A 15,051-nucleotide genomic window follows, 5' to 3' on the forward strand; every position below is an offset into this window, starting at 1 on the left:
CTATTCGGCCGCGTGAGTGATGCGCCGGGCCGCATCCGCGTGGTCGGAATAGCTTTCCTGCCAGTCGCTCGGCCCGTTCGAGGGCGCGACCTGCACCGCCGTCACCTTGTATTCGGGACAGTTCGTCGCCCAGTCCGAATTGTCGGTCGTGACGACGTTGGCCTGCGTGTCGGGATGATGGAAGGTCGTGTAGACCACGCCCGGCGACACCCGGTCGGTGATCTTCGCCCGCAGCGTCGTCGCCCCCGCGCGGGACGCGATCCGCACCCAGTCGCCGTCCCTGACGCCGCGGGTCTCGGCATCGTGGGGATGGATCTCGAGCACGTCCTCGTCGTGCCAGACGACATTCGCCGTGCGCCGGGTCTGTGCGCCCACATTGTATTGCGACAGGATGCGGCCCGTCGTCAGCAGCAGCGGATATCGCGGCCCGCTGCGCTCCTCGGTCGCGACATAATCGGTGCGGATGAACCGCCCCTTGCCGCGCACGAAGCCATCCACATGCATCATCGGCGTACCCTCAGGATGCGCCTCGTTGCAGGGCCACTGGACCGATCCCTTCTCCTCCAGAAGATCGTAGGTCACGCCCGCGAAGGACGGCGTCGTCGCCGCGATCTCGGCCATGACCTCGCTCGGGTGGGTATAGCCCCAATCGGTGCCCATCGCGGCGGCGAGCATCTGCGTCACCTCCCAGTCGGCATAGGTCGCGCGGGGGGCCATCACGCGGCGCACCCGGTTGATCCGCCGTTCGGCATTGGTGAAGGTCCCGTCCTTTTCGAGGAAGGACGACCCCGGCAGGAAGACATGCGCGTAGTTCGACGTCTCGTTGAGGAAGAGGTCCTGCACGATCACGCAATCCATCGCCGAAAGCGCCGCGACCACGTGGCTCGTGTCCGGGTCGGATTGAACGATGTCCTCGCCCTGGCAGTAGAGCCCGCCGAACGACCCCTCCAGCGCGGCGTCGAACATGTTGGGGATCCGGAGGCCCGGCTCGGGGTCGATCTCCACGCCCCAGCGGCTCTCGAAGATTTCGCGCACATCGGCGTTCTTCACGTGCCGATAGCCCGGCAGCTCGTGCGGGAAGGACCCCATGTCGCACGAGCCCTGCACGTTGTTCTGGCCCCTCAGCGGGTTCACCCCCGCGCCCTCGATCCCGACGTTGCCGGTCAGCATGGCGAGGTTCGCGATCCCGATGACGGTGGTCGAGCCCTGGCTGTGCTCGGTCACGCCCAGCCCGTAATAGATCGCCGCCCGTCCCCCGGTCGCATAGAGGCGCGCGGCCTGCCGCAGCGTTTCGGCCGGAACGCCGGTGATGGCTTCGGTCGCTTCGGGCGAATGACGCGGATCGGCGATGAACTCCGCGTAATCGGCATAGGCGTCGGTATCGCAGCGCGCGTCGATATAGGCCTGGTTCTGCAGCCCCTCCGTCACGATGACATGCGCCATCGCCGAGACGACGGCGACGTTGGTTCCGGGCCTGAGCGGCAGGTGATGGGCCGCCTCGACATGCGGCGTCTTGACCAGATCGATGCGCCGCGGGTCCACGACGATCAGCTTCGCGCCCTGCCGCAGACGTTTCTTCAGGCGGCTGGCAAAGACCGGATGCCCGTCGGTCGGGTTGGCCCCGATCACCAGCACCACGTCCGTCTGTTCGACCGAGTCGAAATCCTGCGTTCCGGCCGATGTGCCGTAGGTCTGCCCGAGGCCATAGCCGGTCGGCGAATGACAGACCCGCGCGCATGTATCGGTATTGTTGTTGAGGAACACGCCCCGCGCGAGCTTCTGGACCAGGTAGGTCTCCTCGTTCGTGCAGCGGCTCGAGGTGATGACACCGATCGAGCGGCGACCCTTCTCGGCCTGGATGCCCTTGAGGCGTTTCGCCGCGAACCCGAGCGCCTCCTCCCACGAGACCTCGCGCCATGGCTCGTCGATGCGGTCGCGGATCATCGGCGACAGGATGCGGTCCGAATGTTCGGCATAGCCATAGGCGAAGCGGCCCTTGACGCAGGAATGGCCGCGATTGGCCTTGCCGTCCTTGTAGGGCACCATGCGCACCAGCTCGTCGCCGCGCATCTGCGCCTCGAACGAACATCCCACGCCGCAATAGGCGCAGGTCGTCACCACGCTGCGTTCGGGCGTGCCGATCTCGACCACGCTCTTTTCCACCAGCGTCGCGGTCGGGCAGGCCTGCACGCAGGCCCCGCAGGAGACGCAATCCGACGACAGCATGTCGTCGAGCGACGTGCCCGCCGAGACCCGGCTGTCCCAGCCGCGCCCCGCGATGGTTAGCGCGAAGGTGCCCTGCACCTCCTCGCAGGCCCGCACGCAGCGCGAGCAGACGATGCATTTCGACGGGTCGTAGTCGAAATAGGGGTTCGACGTATCCTTCGGCATGTAGAACGGGTTGTGCTCTCCGGCCGTGTTGCGGATCTGGAAATGCGTGCCCTTCTCGGCCACGCTGTCATAGCGCACGTCGCGCAGGCCCACGGCCCCCGCCATGTCCTGAAGCTCGCAATCGCCGTTCGCGGCGCAGGTCAGGCAGTCGAGCGGATGGTCGGAAATATAGAGCTCCATCACCCCCTTGCGCAGCTTCTTCAGCCGGTCGGTCTGCGTGCGCACCACCATCCCTTCGGCGACGGGCGTGGTGCAGGACGACGGCGTGCCGTTGCGGCCTTCGATCTCGACCAGACAGAGCCTGCAGGACCCGAACGCGTCGAGCATGTCGGTCGCACAGAGCTTCGGCACCTGGATCGAGGCCTCCGAGGCCGCGCGCATGATCGAGGTTCCGGCGGGCACCGTGACCTGCGCGCCGTCGACGGTGAGCGTCACCATCGTCTCGGACGTGCCGCGCTTGGTGCCGTGATCCGTGCTGCGGGACAGGGGAATGGTCATTCTGCGGCCTCCCTTCGGGATGCGGGATGGAAGTCGTCCGGGAAATGGCGCAACGCGCTCATCACCGGGTAGGGCGTGAAGCCGCCGAGCGCGCAGAGCGAGCCCGCCGTCATCGTCTCGCACAGATCCGTCAGAAGCTCGGTCGCCTCCGCATCGCCCGCGCGGATGCGGTCGATCGTCTCGACGCCGCGCACCGCGCCGATGCGGCAGGGCGTGCACTTGCCGCAGCTCTCGATCGCGCAGAACTCCATGGCGAAGCGCGCCATCTCGCCCATGTCGACGGTATCGTCGAAGACGACGATCCCCGCATGGCCGATCAGGCCGCTCTTCGACGAGAAATCCTCGTATCCGAACGGCGTGTCGAAGAGCTCGCGCGGGAAATACGCCCCGAGCGGCCCGCCCACCTGCACCGCGCGCACCGGGCGGCCCGACGCCGTGCCGCCGCCGATCGTGTCGACGATCTCGCCCAGCGTCATGCCGAAGGCGATCTCGAAGAGCCCGCCGAACTTCACGTTGCCCGCGATCTGCAACGGGATCGTGCCGCGCGATTTGCCGATGCCGTGCGCGGCATAGGTCTCGCCACCCTCGGCCAGGATATAGGGCACGGTGGCGAGGCTTACGACGTTGTTGACCACCGTAGGCCGCCCCATGAATCCCTCGAGCGCCGGAAGCGGGGGCTTCGCACGGACCACGCCGCGCTTGCCCTCGAGGCTGTTCAACAGCGACGTCTCCTCGCCGCAGACATAGGCCCCCGCGCCCACGCGGATCTCCATGTCGAAGGCCTGCCCCGATCCGAGAATGTCGCGCCCGAGCACGCCGTTCGACCTTGCGATTGCGACGGCGTCCTGCATCACGCGGATCGCGTCGGGATATTCGCTCCTCAGATAGACATAGCCCTGCTCCGCCCCCGTCGCGAGGCCGGCGATCGCCATCCCCTCGATCAGCGTGAAGGGATCGCCCTCCATGATGATGCGATCGGCAAAGGTGCCGCTGTCCCCCTCGTCGGCATTGGCCACGATGTATTTCCGGGGGCCTTCGGCATTGGCGACGGTCGTCCACTTGATGCCCGTCGGGAACCCCGCTCCGCCGCGTCCGCGCAGGCCCGAAGCCGTCACCTCGTCGAGGATCGCCCGACGCCCGGACCGGATGGCGTTTCTCAGGCCCTTCAGCCCCCCATGCGCCTCGTACTCCCGCAGATCCAGCGGGTCGATCACGCCGCAGCGCGCATAGGTCAGCCGCGTCTGCAGCCGCATCCAGTCGATCTCGTCCACCGGACCCAGCGCCTTGGGATGCGCGTCGGGATCGGCGAGCAGCGCCTCGACCTCGTGTGCCTCGACGGGTCCGAAGGCATGGCGCACTCCGTCGCGCTCCATCTCGACCAGCGGCTCGAGGAAGATCATCCCCCGCGTGCCGGTCCGCGTCAGCCGGATATCGGTGCGCGCCGCGATCGCGTCGGCCACCGCATCGGCCCCCAGCGACCGCGCCGCCATGTCGCCCGGCACGAAGATCCGGGTCACGCCCCCGAGCCCCGCCATCAGCCGAGCTCCGACAAGAGGCCCGCGATCCGGTCGGCATCAAGCCGTCCTGCGGGGCGATCGTCGATCGTCGCGTTGGGTCCGCTCGCGCAGAGGCCGAGGCAATAGACCGCCTCGAGCGTCACACGGCCATCCGCGCTCGTCTCGTTCCAGCCGAGCCCGAGGGCGCGCTGCGCCCCTTCCTCGACGGCGAGGCCACCGCGCGCCTGGCACGCCTCGGACCGGCAGACCCTCACGATGTGCCGGCCGCGCGGCTCGGTATGGAAATCGTGGTAGAAGCTGACGACGCCGTGCACTTCGGCCCGGCCGATGTTCAGCGCCTCGGCGATGGGCTGCATCGCCGTCTCGGGGATGTGGCCGAACCGCGCCTGCACGTCGTGCAGGATCGGCAGCAGCGGCCCCTCCTTCGTGGCGTGGGCGCGGACGATCTCGTCCACGGCAGCCGCGACCTCGGTCACACTGGGTTGCGTCATCTCTCCTCCCTCGATGACCGTCCGCGTCGGACAGGCTCCCGCCCCGCCCGAAGCGATTGTAAATTGAGCCTAGTCAGTCGCCCCCGCCTGCGCAATCGGCGGGGGCTCCCGTTCACGTGAAGAGCGCCGAGGCCCGGATCAGCGTCATCACCACCCCCCAGAGAAGCGGGATGCCGACAAAGGCCCAGGCCAGCGCGATCGTCGCGGTGCTCGTGGTATTGCTCTCGGACATGTCTGATCCTCCTCAGGCGGTCTTGGCGTCGGCGGGCAGGTGGTGCTTCTCGTCCACCGGACCCATCAGGAAGTTGAGCACGAAGCCCACGGCCAAAAGCCCGGCCATGATGTACATCGTGACCGTGTAGGCATCGGCCGGCGCCACGCCCGAATTGATCTGGAACTCGCGGATATAGTTGACGAGGACCGGACCCAGCACGCCCGCCACCGACCACGCGGTCAGCAGACGCCCGTGGATCGCGCCGACGTATTTCGTCCCGAACACGTCCCTGAGATAGGCCGGGATCGTCGCGAATCCGCCGCCATACATCGACAGGATCACCGCGTAGAACACGACGAACAGGAAGACCGACCCGACATTTCCCGTCCACGGCACCGCCGCGTAGAGCACGATGCCGAGCGCGAAGAAGATCATGTAGGTGGTCTTGCGCCCGATATAGTCCGAGGTCGACGCCCAGAAGAACCGTCCCAGCATGTTGAAGAGGCTCAGAAGCCCGACGAAGCCCGCCGCGGCGGCCGCCGTGATCGCGCCCGGGAACATCTCCTGGATCATCAGCGAGGCCTGGCCCAGAACCCCGATCCCCGCCGTCACGTTGAGACAGAGAACCCCCCAGAGCAGCCAGAACTGCCGCGTCTTCATGGCCTCGTCGACATGGACATGCGCCGTCGTCATCATCCGGCTCGACGTCCTGGGCGGCTCGTAGCCTTCGGGCTTCCAGCCTTCGTCGGGCACGCGCACGATGGTGGCCCCCACCATCATGTAGGCGAAATAGATGATCCCGAGCGCCAGGAACGCGCCCGCGACGCCCACCTGCGCCATGAGGAAGACCGACAGCGGCGAGGCGATGAACGCGCCACCCCCGAACCCCATGATCGCCATTCCCGTGGCCATGCCCGGACGGTCCGGGAACCACGTCATCAGCGTCTTGACGGGCGAGATGTAGCCAAGCCCCAGCCCGCACCCACCGAGCACGCCGTATCCCAGATAGACGAGCCAGAGCTGGTGCCACAGGATGCCCACCGACGCCACGACGAAGCCCCCGCCGAACAGCGCCGCGGCCGTCGCCATCGTCTTGCGCGGGCCGACCCGCTCGACCCAGGTGCCGCCGAACGCGGCCGCGAGCCCGAGGAACACGATCGAGATCGAGAAGATCCAGCCCACCGCCGGAATCGACCAGTCTCCGGGCGCCGATTCCGCCCCGCCGATCAGCCGCGTCATCGGCTCGTTGAACACCGAGAAGGCATAGACCTGCCCGATGCACAGATGCACGCAGAGCGCCGCCGGCGGCACGAGCCACCTGTTGAAGCCCGGCCCGGCCACAATCCTCTCGCGCGAGAGCCAGCCGCCCCCGCGATCCATCGTCGTCGTGCTCGTCATTCGTATCCTCCCCTGCGCCGCTCCGTCCCGTCGACGCGTGGGGAATGCTTGCCGGGAAAGATCCGCCCTAGCAAGCGCGCCATGGTCGGGCGATCCGTCGCATCGCCCGTCCGCGTGGCCCGCGGGACACGCTCAGGCCCGGGCGAGCTGCGCGCCCCGCTCGCGGAAGATCGAGACCGCGATCGCCGCACCGGCGAGTGCGGCGGCCGCGAAGGTCATGAAGGCGAGGTGGAACCCGCCCGCCTCGATCAGCGGCTGCGTCAGGATCGGCGAGATGAACTGCCCGATGAAGAGGCTGAAGGTCAGCGCGCCCGACGCCATGCCGTGATGGCGCGCCGGCACCGCGTCGAGCGTCGAGCTCAGCAGCGTCGGCACGATCAGCCCCGGCCCCATCCCCACGAGAAGCGATGCCGCCGCGATCACCGGGACCGGCTCGGCATAGCTCATCAGCAGGAAGCCCGCGGCCAGCAGCGCGAACCCCGCCCCGAGCACGCCCCCACGACCGAGCGCCACCCGCAGCTTCGGATAGACGATCGAGATCGCGCCCGCCGCGAAGGTCACGCAGACCATCATCAGCGCGGCCGTGCTCGGATCCGTATGGCCAAGCTGCGCAAGGTAGAACGCGATCTGCGTCGGCAGGATGTAGAAGGTCGCGAATGTCAGCGCCAGCAGGACGAGGCCGAGGCCCAGCACCATCTGCCAGCCCTCCTGCCCCGCATCGTCGGCGTGATCCGTCACGGCCGCGGCTCCGCCCTTCGGCTCCTGCAGGCAGGCATAGAGGATCGGAAGATAGACCAGCCCCACGAGGTAGAGCCCGAACGGATAGAAGGACGACATGTTGGCGAGCTGCCCCGCCACCGCGATGAAGACCAGTCCACCGAAATTGATGAAGGTCATCTGCATCGCCATGAACCGGCCGCGCTCGGCCCCGTGGAAGAACTGCGCCACCAGCGCGGTCATCGCCGTCATCAGCATGGCGACCCCCACCCCGAGGACGAGCCGCGTGCCCAGCAGGATCGGCAGCGTCGGCGCCCAGAGCCCCGAACTGCCGGCCGCGCCGAAAAGCGCCGCACCGGTGATGAGCATGGTCTTGCGGCCCATCCGGTCGACGAAGAACCCCGCGAAGGGGGCCGTCAACGCGACCGTCAGCGACGGGGCCGTGATCAACAGGCGGGTCAGAAGGTCCGCATTGGGCGTGGTCGAGAAATAGGACGCGATCCCCGGAAGGCCGGGGCTGATGATCGAATTGGACATGACCGTCAGCGTCGCGGCGAGCAGCAATGCGACGGCGCGACGGTCCTTGAGAAGGGAACCCATGAAGCACACCTGTATCGGAACGGATATTACAATTTACAAAATATGTAAGTTGTAGGAAAGAGCAATCCGCAAAGCCATGTGACCAGAGGGATACCGCCATGCCGCGAACGGGACTGGCCCCGGAAGAGCTCAGACGCCGCGCGATCGAGGTCGCCAACCGGCGCATCAAGGCCGCGGGCTACGCCAAGCTGCGCGTCACCGACATCGCGGCCGAACTCGGCGTGAGCCATGCGGCGCTCTATTCCCACTTTTCGGGCAAGGAGGACATCCTCGATGCCGTGGTGGGCCATTGGCTCGACGTCTCGCAGGACGACCTGCGCGCCGCCGTCACAGGCCCCGGCACACCCGAAGAACGTCTGGAGGCGTGGCTCATCCAGCGCTTTCGCCTGAAACGCGAAGCGGCGGTGAAGGATCCCGAACTCTACCAGGCCTATTGTCAGGCCTCCGACCGGCTGCGCGAGGTCGTGCAGCGCCACAAGACGATCTGGCGCGATCAGATCGCGGTGCTTCTGGTGCAGGCGATCCCGGATCTGGCCGATCCGACCCATGCCGCGCGGCTGGTGCAACTCGCCATGTTCGGCTTCGACCATCCGCGACTGGTGCTCATGCATCTCAACGCCGAAGCGGACGAGGTCGAGGCCAACCTGCGCGAGGTGCTCCACACGCTCATCACCGGCCTGCGCGCCACGGCATGAGCCGCCCTCAGCGCTCCTTGCAGAACGCCTCGTAGAGGGCGGCCATCAGCACCTCGAGATCGGGATCGCCGATCCGGTAATGGATCGTCTGGCCCTCGCGCCGGGTCTCGACCATCCCGGCCTCGCGCAGCCGCGCGAGGTGCTGGCTCAGCGCGGATTGCCCCAGCCCCACGGCCGACTGGAGCGACCCCACAGACCGCTCCCCCTTGGAAAGCTCGCACAGGATCAGCAACCGCTTCGCATTGGCGACAAGCGACAGCTTCGCGGCCACGTGATCCGCCCGCTCCCTCAGCAGGGCAAGGGAGCCTTCCGTGTCGATTCCGGTCATATTAGCATTGACTGATTTAGCATGCTCTAATACATATCCCCCGTACCGATCCGGGGCAAGCCCGATCGCGACAGGAGGACGAGGATGGATACCGGAACCGCGACCGCCTTCACGCCCTGGGCCTCTCTCGGGGGCGGCATCCTGATCGGCCTCGCCGCCGTGATGGTCATGGGCCTTTTCGGCCGGATCGCCGGGATTTCGGGGATCACCTCGGCCAGCCTCGGCGCGTTGCTGCGGATGCCCGGCGCGGCCGGGGACCGGGACTGGCGGATCGCCTTCGTCCTGGGGCTCGTGGCGGCCCCGCTCGTCCTTGCCCTCATGGGCGCGACCGTCACGCAGACGCTCCCCCCATCGCTTCCCGGCATGGCGCTTGCGGGTCTCCTCGTGGGGACAGGCACCGCGCTCGGCTCGGGCTGCACCTCGGGGCACGGGGTCTGCGGGCTCGCGCGGCTGTCGCGGCGCTCTCTGGCGGCCGTGGCGACGTTCATGGCCGCCGGGTTCGCGACCGTCTTCGTCCTGCGCCACGTCCTGGGGGGCTTCTGACGATGCGGACGCTGTTGGGCTTCCTCTCCGGGCTGGTCTTCGGCCTCGGCCTCGTCGTCTCCGGCATGTCGGACCCCGCCAAGGTCCTGAACTTCCTCGACCTCGCGGGCCCGTGGGACCCGAGCCTCGCCTTCGTCATGGCGGGTGCGACGATCACCGCCTTCATCGGCTACCGCATCGTCTGGCGTCGGCCCGCCCCCGCCTTCGAGCCCCGGTTCGAAATCCCCGGCCGCGTCCGCATCGACACCCCGCTGATCCTCGGCGCGTCGCTCTTCGGCATCGGCTGGGGGATCGGCGGCTTCTGCCCCGGCCCCGCCTGGACGGCCCTGCCGCTTCTGGCCCCCGGCACGCTGGTCTTCCTGCCCGCCATGCTCGCCGGGCTCTGGATCGGCGCGCGGGCCCGATCGCTCCCCATCCTGGCACCGAAAGAGGCCTTCCGATGAGCACGTCGTCGCACCGCCCGATCGTCCGCCATTCGCCCTCGCGCGGGGCCGAAAGCCCGGATGTCTGGGGTCTTTACGAGCCCGATACCGGATCGATCCAGTATGTCTGCGCCGATCCCGCCACGCGAAAGGCCGCGCTGATCGACGTGGTCTGGAACCTCGACCCCAGGAGCGCCCGCTTCTCGAGCCGGAGCATGGACCAGGCGCTCGACCTCGTGCATGAGAACGGGCTCGAGGTCGCCTGGGTGCTCGACACGCATCCCCATGCCGATCACGTCATGGCCTCCGCCCGGCTGAGGGACCGCACCGGCGCGCCCAACGCCATCGGCGAGAAGGTCCGCGACATCGCCCGCCTTTGGGCCGATCTCTACAACCTGCCCGACGCCTTCGATCCCGACCGCGATTTCGACCGGCTCTTCGCGGCGGGCGACACCTTCGCGCTCGGCGAGCTGACGATGCGGGTGACGCTTTCGCCCGGCCATACGCTGGGCTCGATCACCTATCATTGCGGCGATGCGGCCTTCGTCCACGACACGCTGATGCAGCCCGATACCGGCACGGCGCGTGCCGATTTCCCAGGCGGCAGCGCGGCCGATCTCTGGGACAGCATCTCCGACATCCTCTCCCTCCCGCCCGGGACGCGGCTCTTCGTCGATCACGATTACGGCTCCGAGGATCGCGACACCCCCGAATGTGAGGCGACGGTCGCCGAGCATCGCGCCCGCAACCGCCACGTGAGAGACGGCACCATCCGCGAGGACTGGATCGCCCTCCGGGAGGAGCGCGACGCCATTCTTCCCCTGCCCGACCGGATGCTCGCAGCCCTCCAGGTCAATCTTCGCGGCGGACGCCTTCCCCCCGCCGAGGCGGATGGCCATGTCTATCTCAAGCTTCCCGTGAACCGTTTCTGAGGAGACCCCGCAATGCCTCTCACTATGAAGGATCTCGTCGCCGAGGCCCGCAGCCGCATCTCGGCGGTCTCGCCCGAAAACGCCCGGGAGGGCGCGGCGAAGGGCGACCTCATCCTCGACGTGCGCGAACCCGCCGAGCTCGAGACGAACGGCCGCGTCGCGGGCGCGCATCATATCCCCCGCGGGGTGCTCGAGACGCGCGCAGACGCCACCGCGCCCACCGCCGATCCGCGCCTGACCGATCTGCCCGAAGGGGCCCGCATCCACGTGCTCTGCGCCTCCGGCGGCCGCGCGGCGCTGGCCGCCGACACGCTCGGCCGGATGGGCTACGACGCCGATCTGATCGAGGGCGGGATCGGCGGCTGGAAGGCCGCAGGCCTCCCCGTCGAAGGCTGACCGGCCCCCCGCCGATCCGCGATCGCAGCGGCGGGACGCCCTGCTCTCACGCCTTCAGCCAGTAATCCTCGGCGATGGACCGGTTCCGGTCGAGCATCGCCTCCATCGCGGTCCGCGCGGCCTCGGGGTCGCGCGCCGCGATGGCGTCCGCGACGGCGATATGCCCCTCGCGGCTCACATCCTCGGTGTCGGGATTGACCACGCCGAACTCATAGGACACGCGCAGCATCGTCAGGATGATCTGCCGCATCTGCCGCATCACGTTGTTGCCCGTCATGTCGAGCAGCGTGACGTGGAACTGGCAATCGGCCGCGAACAGCGCCTGGATATCCACGTGGCCGGGATGGATCGCCCGCGCGGCCGCACTCAGCTCGCGCAGCTGATCCGGTGTCGCCCGCAGTGCGGCGAGGGCCGCGGCCGCTGGCTCGATCGCCGATCGAAGCTCGGTCGTCTCCGCAAAGATCCGCCTGATCCGCGGATGGGCCGGGTCGTGCCATTCCACCACGTCTCCGTCGAGGAAATTCCACTCCTCGATCGGCCGCACCCGCGTCCCGTATCGCCGTGCGGTCCGCACCAGACCCTTTCCCGACAGCACCTTGATCGCGTCGCGGATCGTCGCCCGGCTGACCCCGAGCGAGGCCGCCAGCTCCTCCTCGGTCGGCATGACCTCGCCCGGCGGATAGGCGTCGTTGGCGATGCGGTGGCCCAGCACCTCGACCGTGCGCTTGGCCGCCCCCGTGGGCAGCGGCGAGGCGAATTCCGTCGGGATCCTCAGATCGAGATGCCTGCGCGCGGGCCCCGCCGCGGCGTCGCGTGAAATGTCCAAGGCGTGATCTCTCTTTACATATGATCTAGAAGGCGTCACCGTGCTTCATGTAGCGCCACAAGGCCTGCACTGGCAACGCACCGCCATCGAACGGGGGCCACACCCCGCGCCGGCCGTTGCCACCAGAGGGAGGAGGAACCCATGACCACCAAGAGCGCTTTCAGCGCCGCGATACTCGTCGCGGCCACCTGCATCGCCGGGGCGTCGCATACCGAGGAGATCAAGTTCGGCATCGGCATCCCCGAGGGCGATTTCCCGGAATACAACGCCCTCGTCCGCTTCAAGGAATATGTCGAGTTCAAGACCAACGGCGACATCACCGTCCGGCTCTTTCCCAACAACCAGCTGGGCGGCGAACGCGAGATGATCGAGATGGTCCAGCAAGGCAGTCTCGAGCTCAGCTTCCCCGCCGACGGCGCGATGAGCGGCTTCTACCCGCCCATGCAGGTCTGGTCGATTCCCTACCTCTTCGAATCCGCCCCCGTGGCCTGGAAGGTCCTCGAAAGCGACTTCGCCGAGGACATGAAGGACGACATCCTCGCGACGACGGGCATCCGCGCGCTCGCCTTCTCGCAGAACGGCTTCCGCTCCTTCACCAACAACGTCCGTCCGCTGATCGACCCGTCCGACATGGAGGGGCTCAAGATCCGCACGATGGAAAGCCCCGTCTACATGGAGCTCGTCAACGCGCTCGGCGCGACGGCGGTGCCGATCAGCGGGGCCGAGGTCGTCATGGCCCTGCGCCAGGGCGTGGTCGACGGACAGGAGAATCCGCCCGCGGTCGTCTATGGCGGCGGTCATGGCGAGGTGCAGCGCTACTACACCCTCAACGAACACACGTTCGGCCTCCACGTCATCATCGCCAACGACGACTGGTTCACCTCGCTCGATCCGGGACACCAGCAGGTGATCCAGGATGCCGCGATGCTGATGGCCTGGACCGAGAACCTCCAGAAGACCGAAGGCGACTGGCGCTTCAGCCGCCAGCTCGAGGACGAACTCGGCATGGAGATCCACGTCTCCACCCCCGACGAGAAGGCCGCCTTCAAGGAGATCACGCAGCCGCCGGTGCTGGAGTTCATCCGCGAGAACGTGGGCGACGACCTCGTCGACCGACTGATCGAGACGGTCGACCGGACCAAGTCCGAGATCTACGGCGGCTGACCGCGTCCGTCGTCCGGCTCGCCGGTCCCGCACCGGCGGTCCGGGACATGCGGGCCGGCATCACCCGAGGGGGCGGAAATGACGCGGATTGCCATCCTGATCGCGCGGGCGCTCGCCCGCAGCACCGAAATCGTCGCGGGCCTGCTGATGATCGCGGTGACGCTGCTCAATCTTACGCAGGTGGGCGGCCGGTATTTCTTCGGCACCGGCTTCAGCTGGACCGAGGAGGTCATGCGCTATTCGATGATCTGGCTGATGATGCTGGGCAGCGTCGCCTGCATCTTCCGGGTCGAGCATATGGGGATCGAGGCGCTCGAGACGATGGTGCCGCCCGCGCGCGCCCGCTTCGTGAAATCCGCGCTCTACTCGGTCGCCGCGATCTTCTGCGTGGTCATCCTCGCTTACGGGCTGCCCCTCGCGCTCAGGAACGCGGCACAGATCGCGCCCGCCTCCGGCATTCCGATGATCGTCCCCTACGCGGCCCTTCCCGTGGGCGCGGCGCTCATGCTGGTGCAGATCGCGCTCAGCTGGATCACCGGCTTCGAGCCCGAGGTCGACGGCCCGGTCACCGACGCCATGCGCGCGGACGACACCGGGGCCGCGCGATGATCTGGGTCGCCATACTGGGGCTCTGCCTGCTCTTCGCGGGCATTCCCGTGGCCTTCGCGCTGGGGCTCGCGGGCATGCTCGGCGTCTGGCTCGCCGGCATTCCGATGAGCGTCACGGCCACGCGGCTCTTCACCGGGGTGGACAGCTTCGTCTTTCTCGCCGTGCCGTTCTACATCCTCGCCGCCGAGATCATGAGCCAGGGCGGCATCACCGCCCGCCTCATCTCCATCGCCTCGGCCGCGACCCGCTGGCTGCGCGGCGGGACGGCCTTCGCCAATATCGGCACCTCGGTCCTCTTCGCCGGGATCTCCGGCTCGGCGGTGGCCGATGCCGCGGCCCTCGGGCGGGTCTTCACCGACGAGATGCCAAAGGAAGGCTACAGCCGCGAATATTCCGCGGCCGTTACGGTCGCCTCCTCCATCATCGGGCCGATCATCCCACCCTCGGGCCTTGCCATCATCATGGCGGCCGTGACCGGGCTCTCCGTCATCGACCTCTTTCTCGCCGGCATCCTTCCGGGCCTGCTGATGGCCGCGTCCTGCGCGGTCGTCGTCGCCATCGGCGCGATCCGCGGCACGGTGCCGAAGCCGCGCCCCATGGCTCCGACCCGCGACGGCGCGCTGCGGATGCTGGTCGAGGCGGTGGCCGTGGTGACGCTTCCGATCATCATCATCGGCGGCATGATCGCGGGGATCTACACCGCGACCGAGGGCGGCGGCGTGGCAGTGGCCTACGCGATCTTCCTGTCGGTGGTCGTCTTTCGCGCCATGACACTCGAGGGGCTCTGGCTGTCGTTCCTGCGCGCGGCGCGGACCTCGGCCACGATCTACCTTCTGGTGGCCGCGGCCACGATCCTGTCCTACGCGCTCAACCTGCTCGGCATCGCGTCGTGGGTGACCGCGGCGGCCGGCCTCTTCGAGGGCAATCCGATCGCCTTCCTCTTCGCGGTGGCCGGGCTGATGCTGGTGCTGGGCACGTTCCTCGACATCGGCGCCGCGATCCTCATCTTCGCGCCGCTGCTGATGCCGGTGGTCTACGATCTCGGGATCGACCCGATGCAGGCGAGCATGGTGATCATGCTGACCCTTGCCATGGGCCTCGTCACGCCGCCGGTGGGGGTCGTGCTCTTCGTCGTCATGCGTGTGGGCCGCGTGGGGATGTTCCCGCTCATCCGCGCGCTCGTGCCGTTCCTTCTGGCCCAGCTCGCGGCCATCGCGCTCATCTGCCTCATTCCCGGCATCTCCAGCCTTCTGCCCACCCTCCTGAACTGACGCTCAGCCCGTTCCCGACCCCATTTCCGAGAGACACCC

Annotated in this window: 15 protein-coding genes; 8 read left to right on the forward strand and 7 right to left on the reverse strand. The window is 67.9% G+C overall.

Features of this window, described 5'->3' with window-relative positions:
* The 5 genes from fdhF to RVY76_RS16655 form a co-directional block, all read right to left on the reverse strand.
* Nucleotides 1-2,889: a formate dehydrogenase subunit alpha gene (gene fdhF, locus RVY76_RS16635; protein WP_410796056.1), complete on the reverse strand. Its 2,889-nt coding sequence runs from the start codon at nt 2,887-2,889 to the stop codon at nt 1-3.
* Nucleotides 2,886-4,424 (reverse strand): NADH-ubiquinone oxidoreductase-F iron-sulfur binding region domain-containing protein, encoded by a 1,539-nt coding sequence (locus tag RVY76_RS16640; RefSeq protein ID WP_317377456.1) that lies wholly within the window; start codon nt 4,422-4,424, stop codon nt 2,886-2,888. The genes fdhF and RVY76_RS16640 overlap by 4 nt, the downstream gene beginning before the upstream one ends.
* Entirely contained in the window at nt 4,424-4,897 is a 474-nt protein-coding gene (locus tag RVY76_RS16645) for a formate dehydrogenase subunit gamma (protein ID WP_317377457.1), read from the reverse strand. The genes RVY76_RS16640 and RVY76_RS16645 overlap by 1 nt, the downstream gene beginning before the upstream one ends.
* A 244-nt stretch (nt 4,898-5,141) precedes the next feature.
* A complete protein-coding gene (locus tag RVY76_RS16650; RefSeq protein WP_317377459.1) occupies nt 5,142-6,509 on the reverse strand; it encodes an OFA family MFS transporter in 1,368 nt (455 codons plus the stop codon).
* A gap of 132 nt (nt 6,510-6,641) precedes the next feature.
* Nucleotides 6,642-7,826: an MFS transporter gene (locus RVY76_RS16655; protein WP_317377460.1), complete on the reverse strand. Its 1,185-nt coding sequence runs from the start codon at nt 7,824-7,826 to the stop codon at nt 6,642-6,644.
* A gap of 98 nt (nt 7,827-7,924) precedes the next feature.
* Here RVY76_RS16655 and RVY76_RS16660 point away from each other — a divergent pair, with 98 nt between their 5' ends.
* Nucleotides 7,925-8,521: a TetR/AcrR family transcriptional regulator gene (locus RVY76_RS16660; RefSeq protein WP_317377462.1), complete on the forward strand. Its 597-nt coding sequence runs from the start codon at nt 7,925-7,927 to the stop codon at nt 8,519-8,521.
* Nucleotides 8,522-8,528: 7 nt separating this feature from the next.
* Here RVY76_RS16660 and RVY76_RS16665 read toward each other — a convergent pair whose 3' ends face one another.
* Nucleotides 8,529-8,849 (reverse strand): metalloregulator ArsR/SmtB family transcription factor, encoded by a 321-nt coding sequence (locus RVY76_RS16665; protein ID WP_317377463.1) that lies wholly within the window; start codon nt 8,847-8,849, stop codon nt 8,529-8,531.
* Nucleotides 8,850-8,933: 84 nt separating this feature from the next.
* On the opposite strand from RVY76_RS16665, the gene RVY76_RS16670 reads away from it, so the two are divergent.
* From RVY76_RS16670 to RVY76_RS16685, 4 genes are read left to right on the forward strand one after another with little or no spacing between them, the layout of a single operon-like run.
* Complete coding sequence (locus tag RVY76_RS16670) at nt 8,934-9,392, forward strand: YeeE/YedE family protein (RefSeq protein WP_317377465.1); 459 nt, start codon at nt 8,934-8,936, stop codon at nt 9,390-9,392.
* Between the two features lie 2 nt (nt 9,393-9,394).
* On the forward strand, nt 9,395-9,835 hold the full coding sequence (locus tag RVY76_RS16675; RefSeq protein WP_317377466.1) for a DUF6691 family protein: 441 nt from the start codon (nt 9,395-9,397) through the stop codon (nt 9,833-9,835).
* Entirely contained in the window at nt 9,832-10,746 is a 915-nt protein-coding gene (locus tag RVY76_RS16680) for an MBL fold metallo-hydrolase (protein ID WP_317377468.1), read from the forward strand. Before RVY76_RS16675 ends, RVY76_RS16680 begins: the two co-directional genes overlap by 4 nt.
* A gap of 12 nt (nt 10,747-10,758) precedes the next feature.
* Nucleotides 10,759-11,142 (forward strand): rhodanese-like domain-containing protein, encoded by a 384-nt coding sequence (locus RVY76_RS16685; RefSeq protein WP_317377469.1) that lies wholly within the window; start codon nt 10,759-10,761, stop codon nt 11,140-11,142.
* A 46-nt stretch (nt 11,143-11,188) separates the two neighbouring features.
* Here RVY76_RS16685 and RVY76_RS16690 read toward each other — a convergent pair whose 3' ends face one another.
* The gene (locus tag RVY76_RS16690) at nt 11,189-11,968 is read right to left on the reverse strand and encodes a FadR/GntR family transcriptional regulator (RefSeq protein ID WP_317377471.1); all 780 of its coding nucleotides are present in this window, start codon (nt 11,966-11,968) and stop codon (nt 11,189-11,191) included.
* 141 nt (nt 11,969-12,109) lie between these two features.
* Here RVY76_RS16690 and RVY76_RS16695 point away from each other — a divergent pair, with 141 nt between their 5' ends.
* The 3 genes from RVY76_RS16695 (at nt 12,110) to RVY76_RS16705 (ending at nt 15,012) form a co-directional block, all read left to right on the forward strand.
* Nucleotides 12,110-13,132 carry a TRAP transporter substrate-binding protein gene (locus RVY76_RS16695; RefSeq protein ID WP_317377472.1) on the forward strand — a complete coding sequence of 341 codons (1,023 nt, stop codon included), beginning with the start codon at nt 12,110-12,112 and terminating at the stop codon, nt 13,130-13,132.
* A 78-nt stretch (nt 13,133-13,210) separates the two neighbouring features.
* Nucleotides 13,211-13,741: a TRAP transporter small permease gene (locus RVY76_RS16700; RefSeq protein WP_317377474.1), complete on the forward strand. Its 531-nt coding sequence runs from the start codon at nt 13,211-13,213 to the stop codon at nt 13,739-13,741.
* Entirely contained in the window at nt 13,738-15,012 is a 1,275-nt protein-coding gene (locus RVY76_RS16705) for a TRAP transporter large permease (RefSeq protein WP_317377476.1), read from the forward strand. Before RVY76_RS16700 ends, RVY76_RS16705 begins: the two co-directional genes overlap by 4 nt.
* Nucleotides 15,013-15,051: the final 39 nt, after the last annotated feature.

Source organism: Palleronia sp. LCG004 (genome assembly GCF_032931615.1).
Classification (GTDB): Bacteria; Pseudomonadota; Alphaproteobacteria; order Rhodobacterales; family Rhodobacteraceae; genus Palleronia.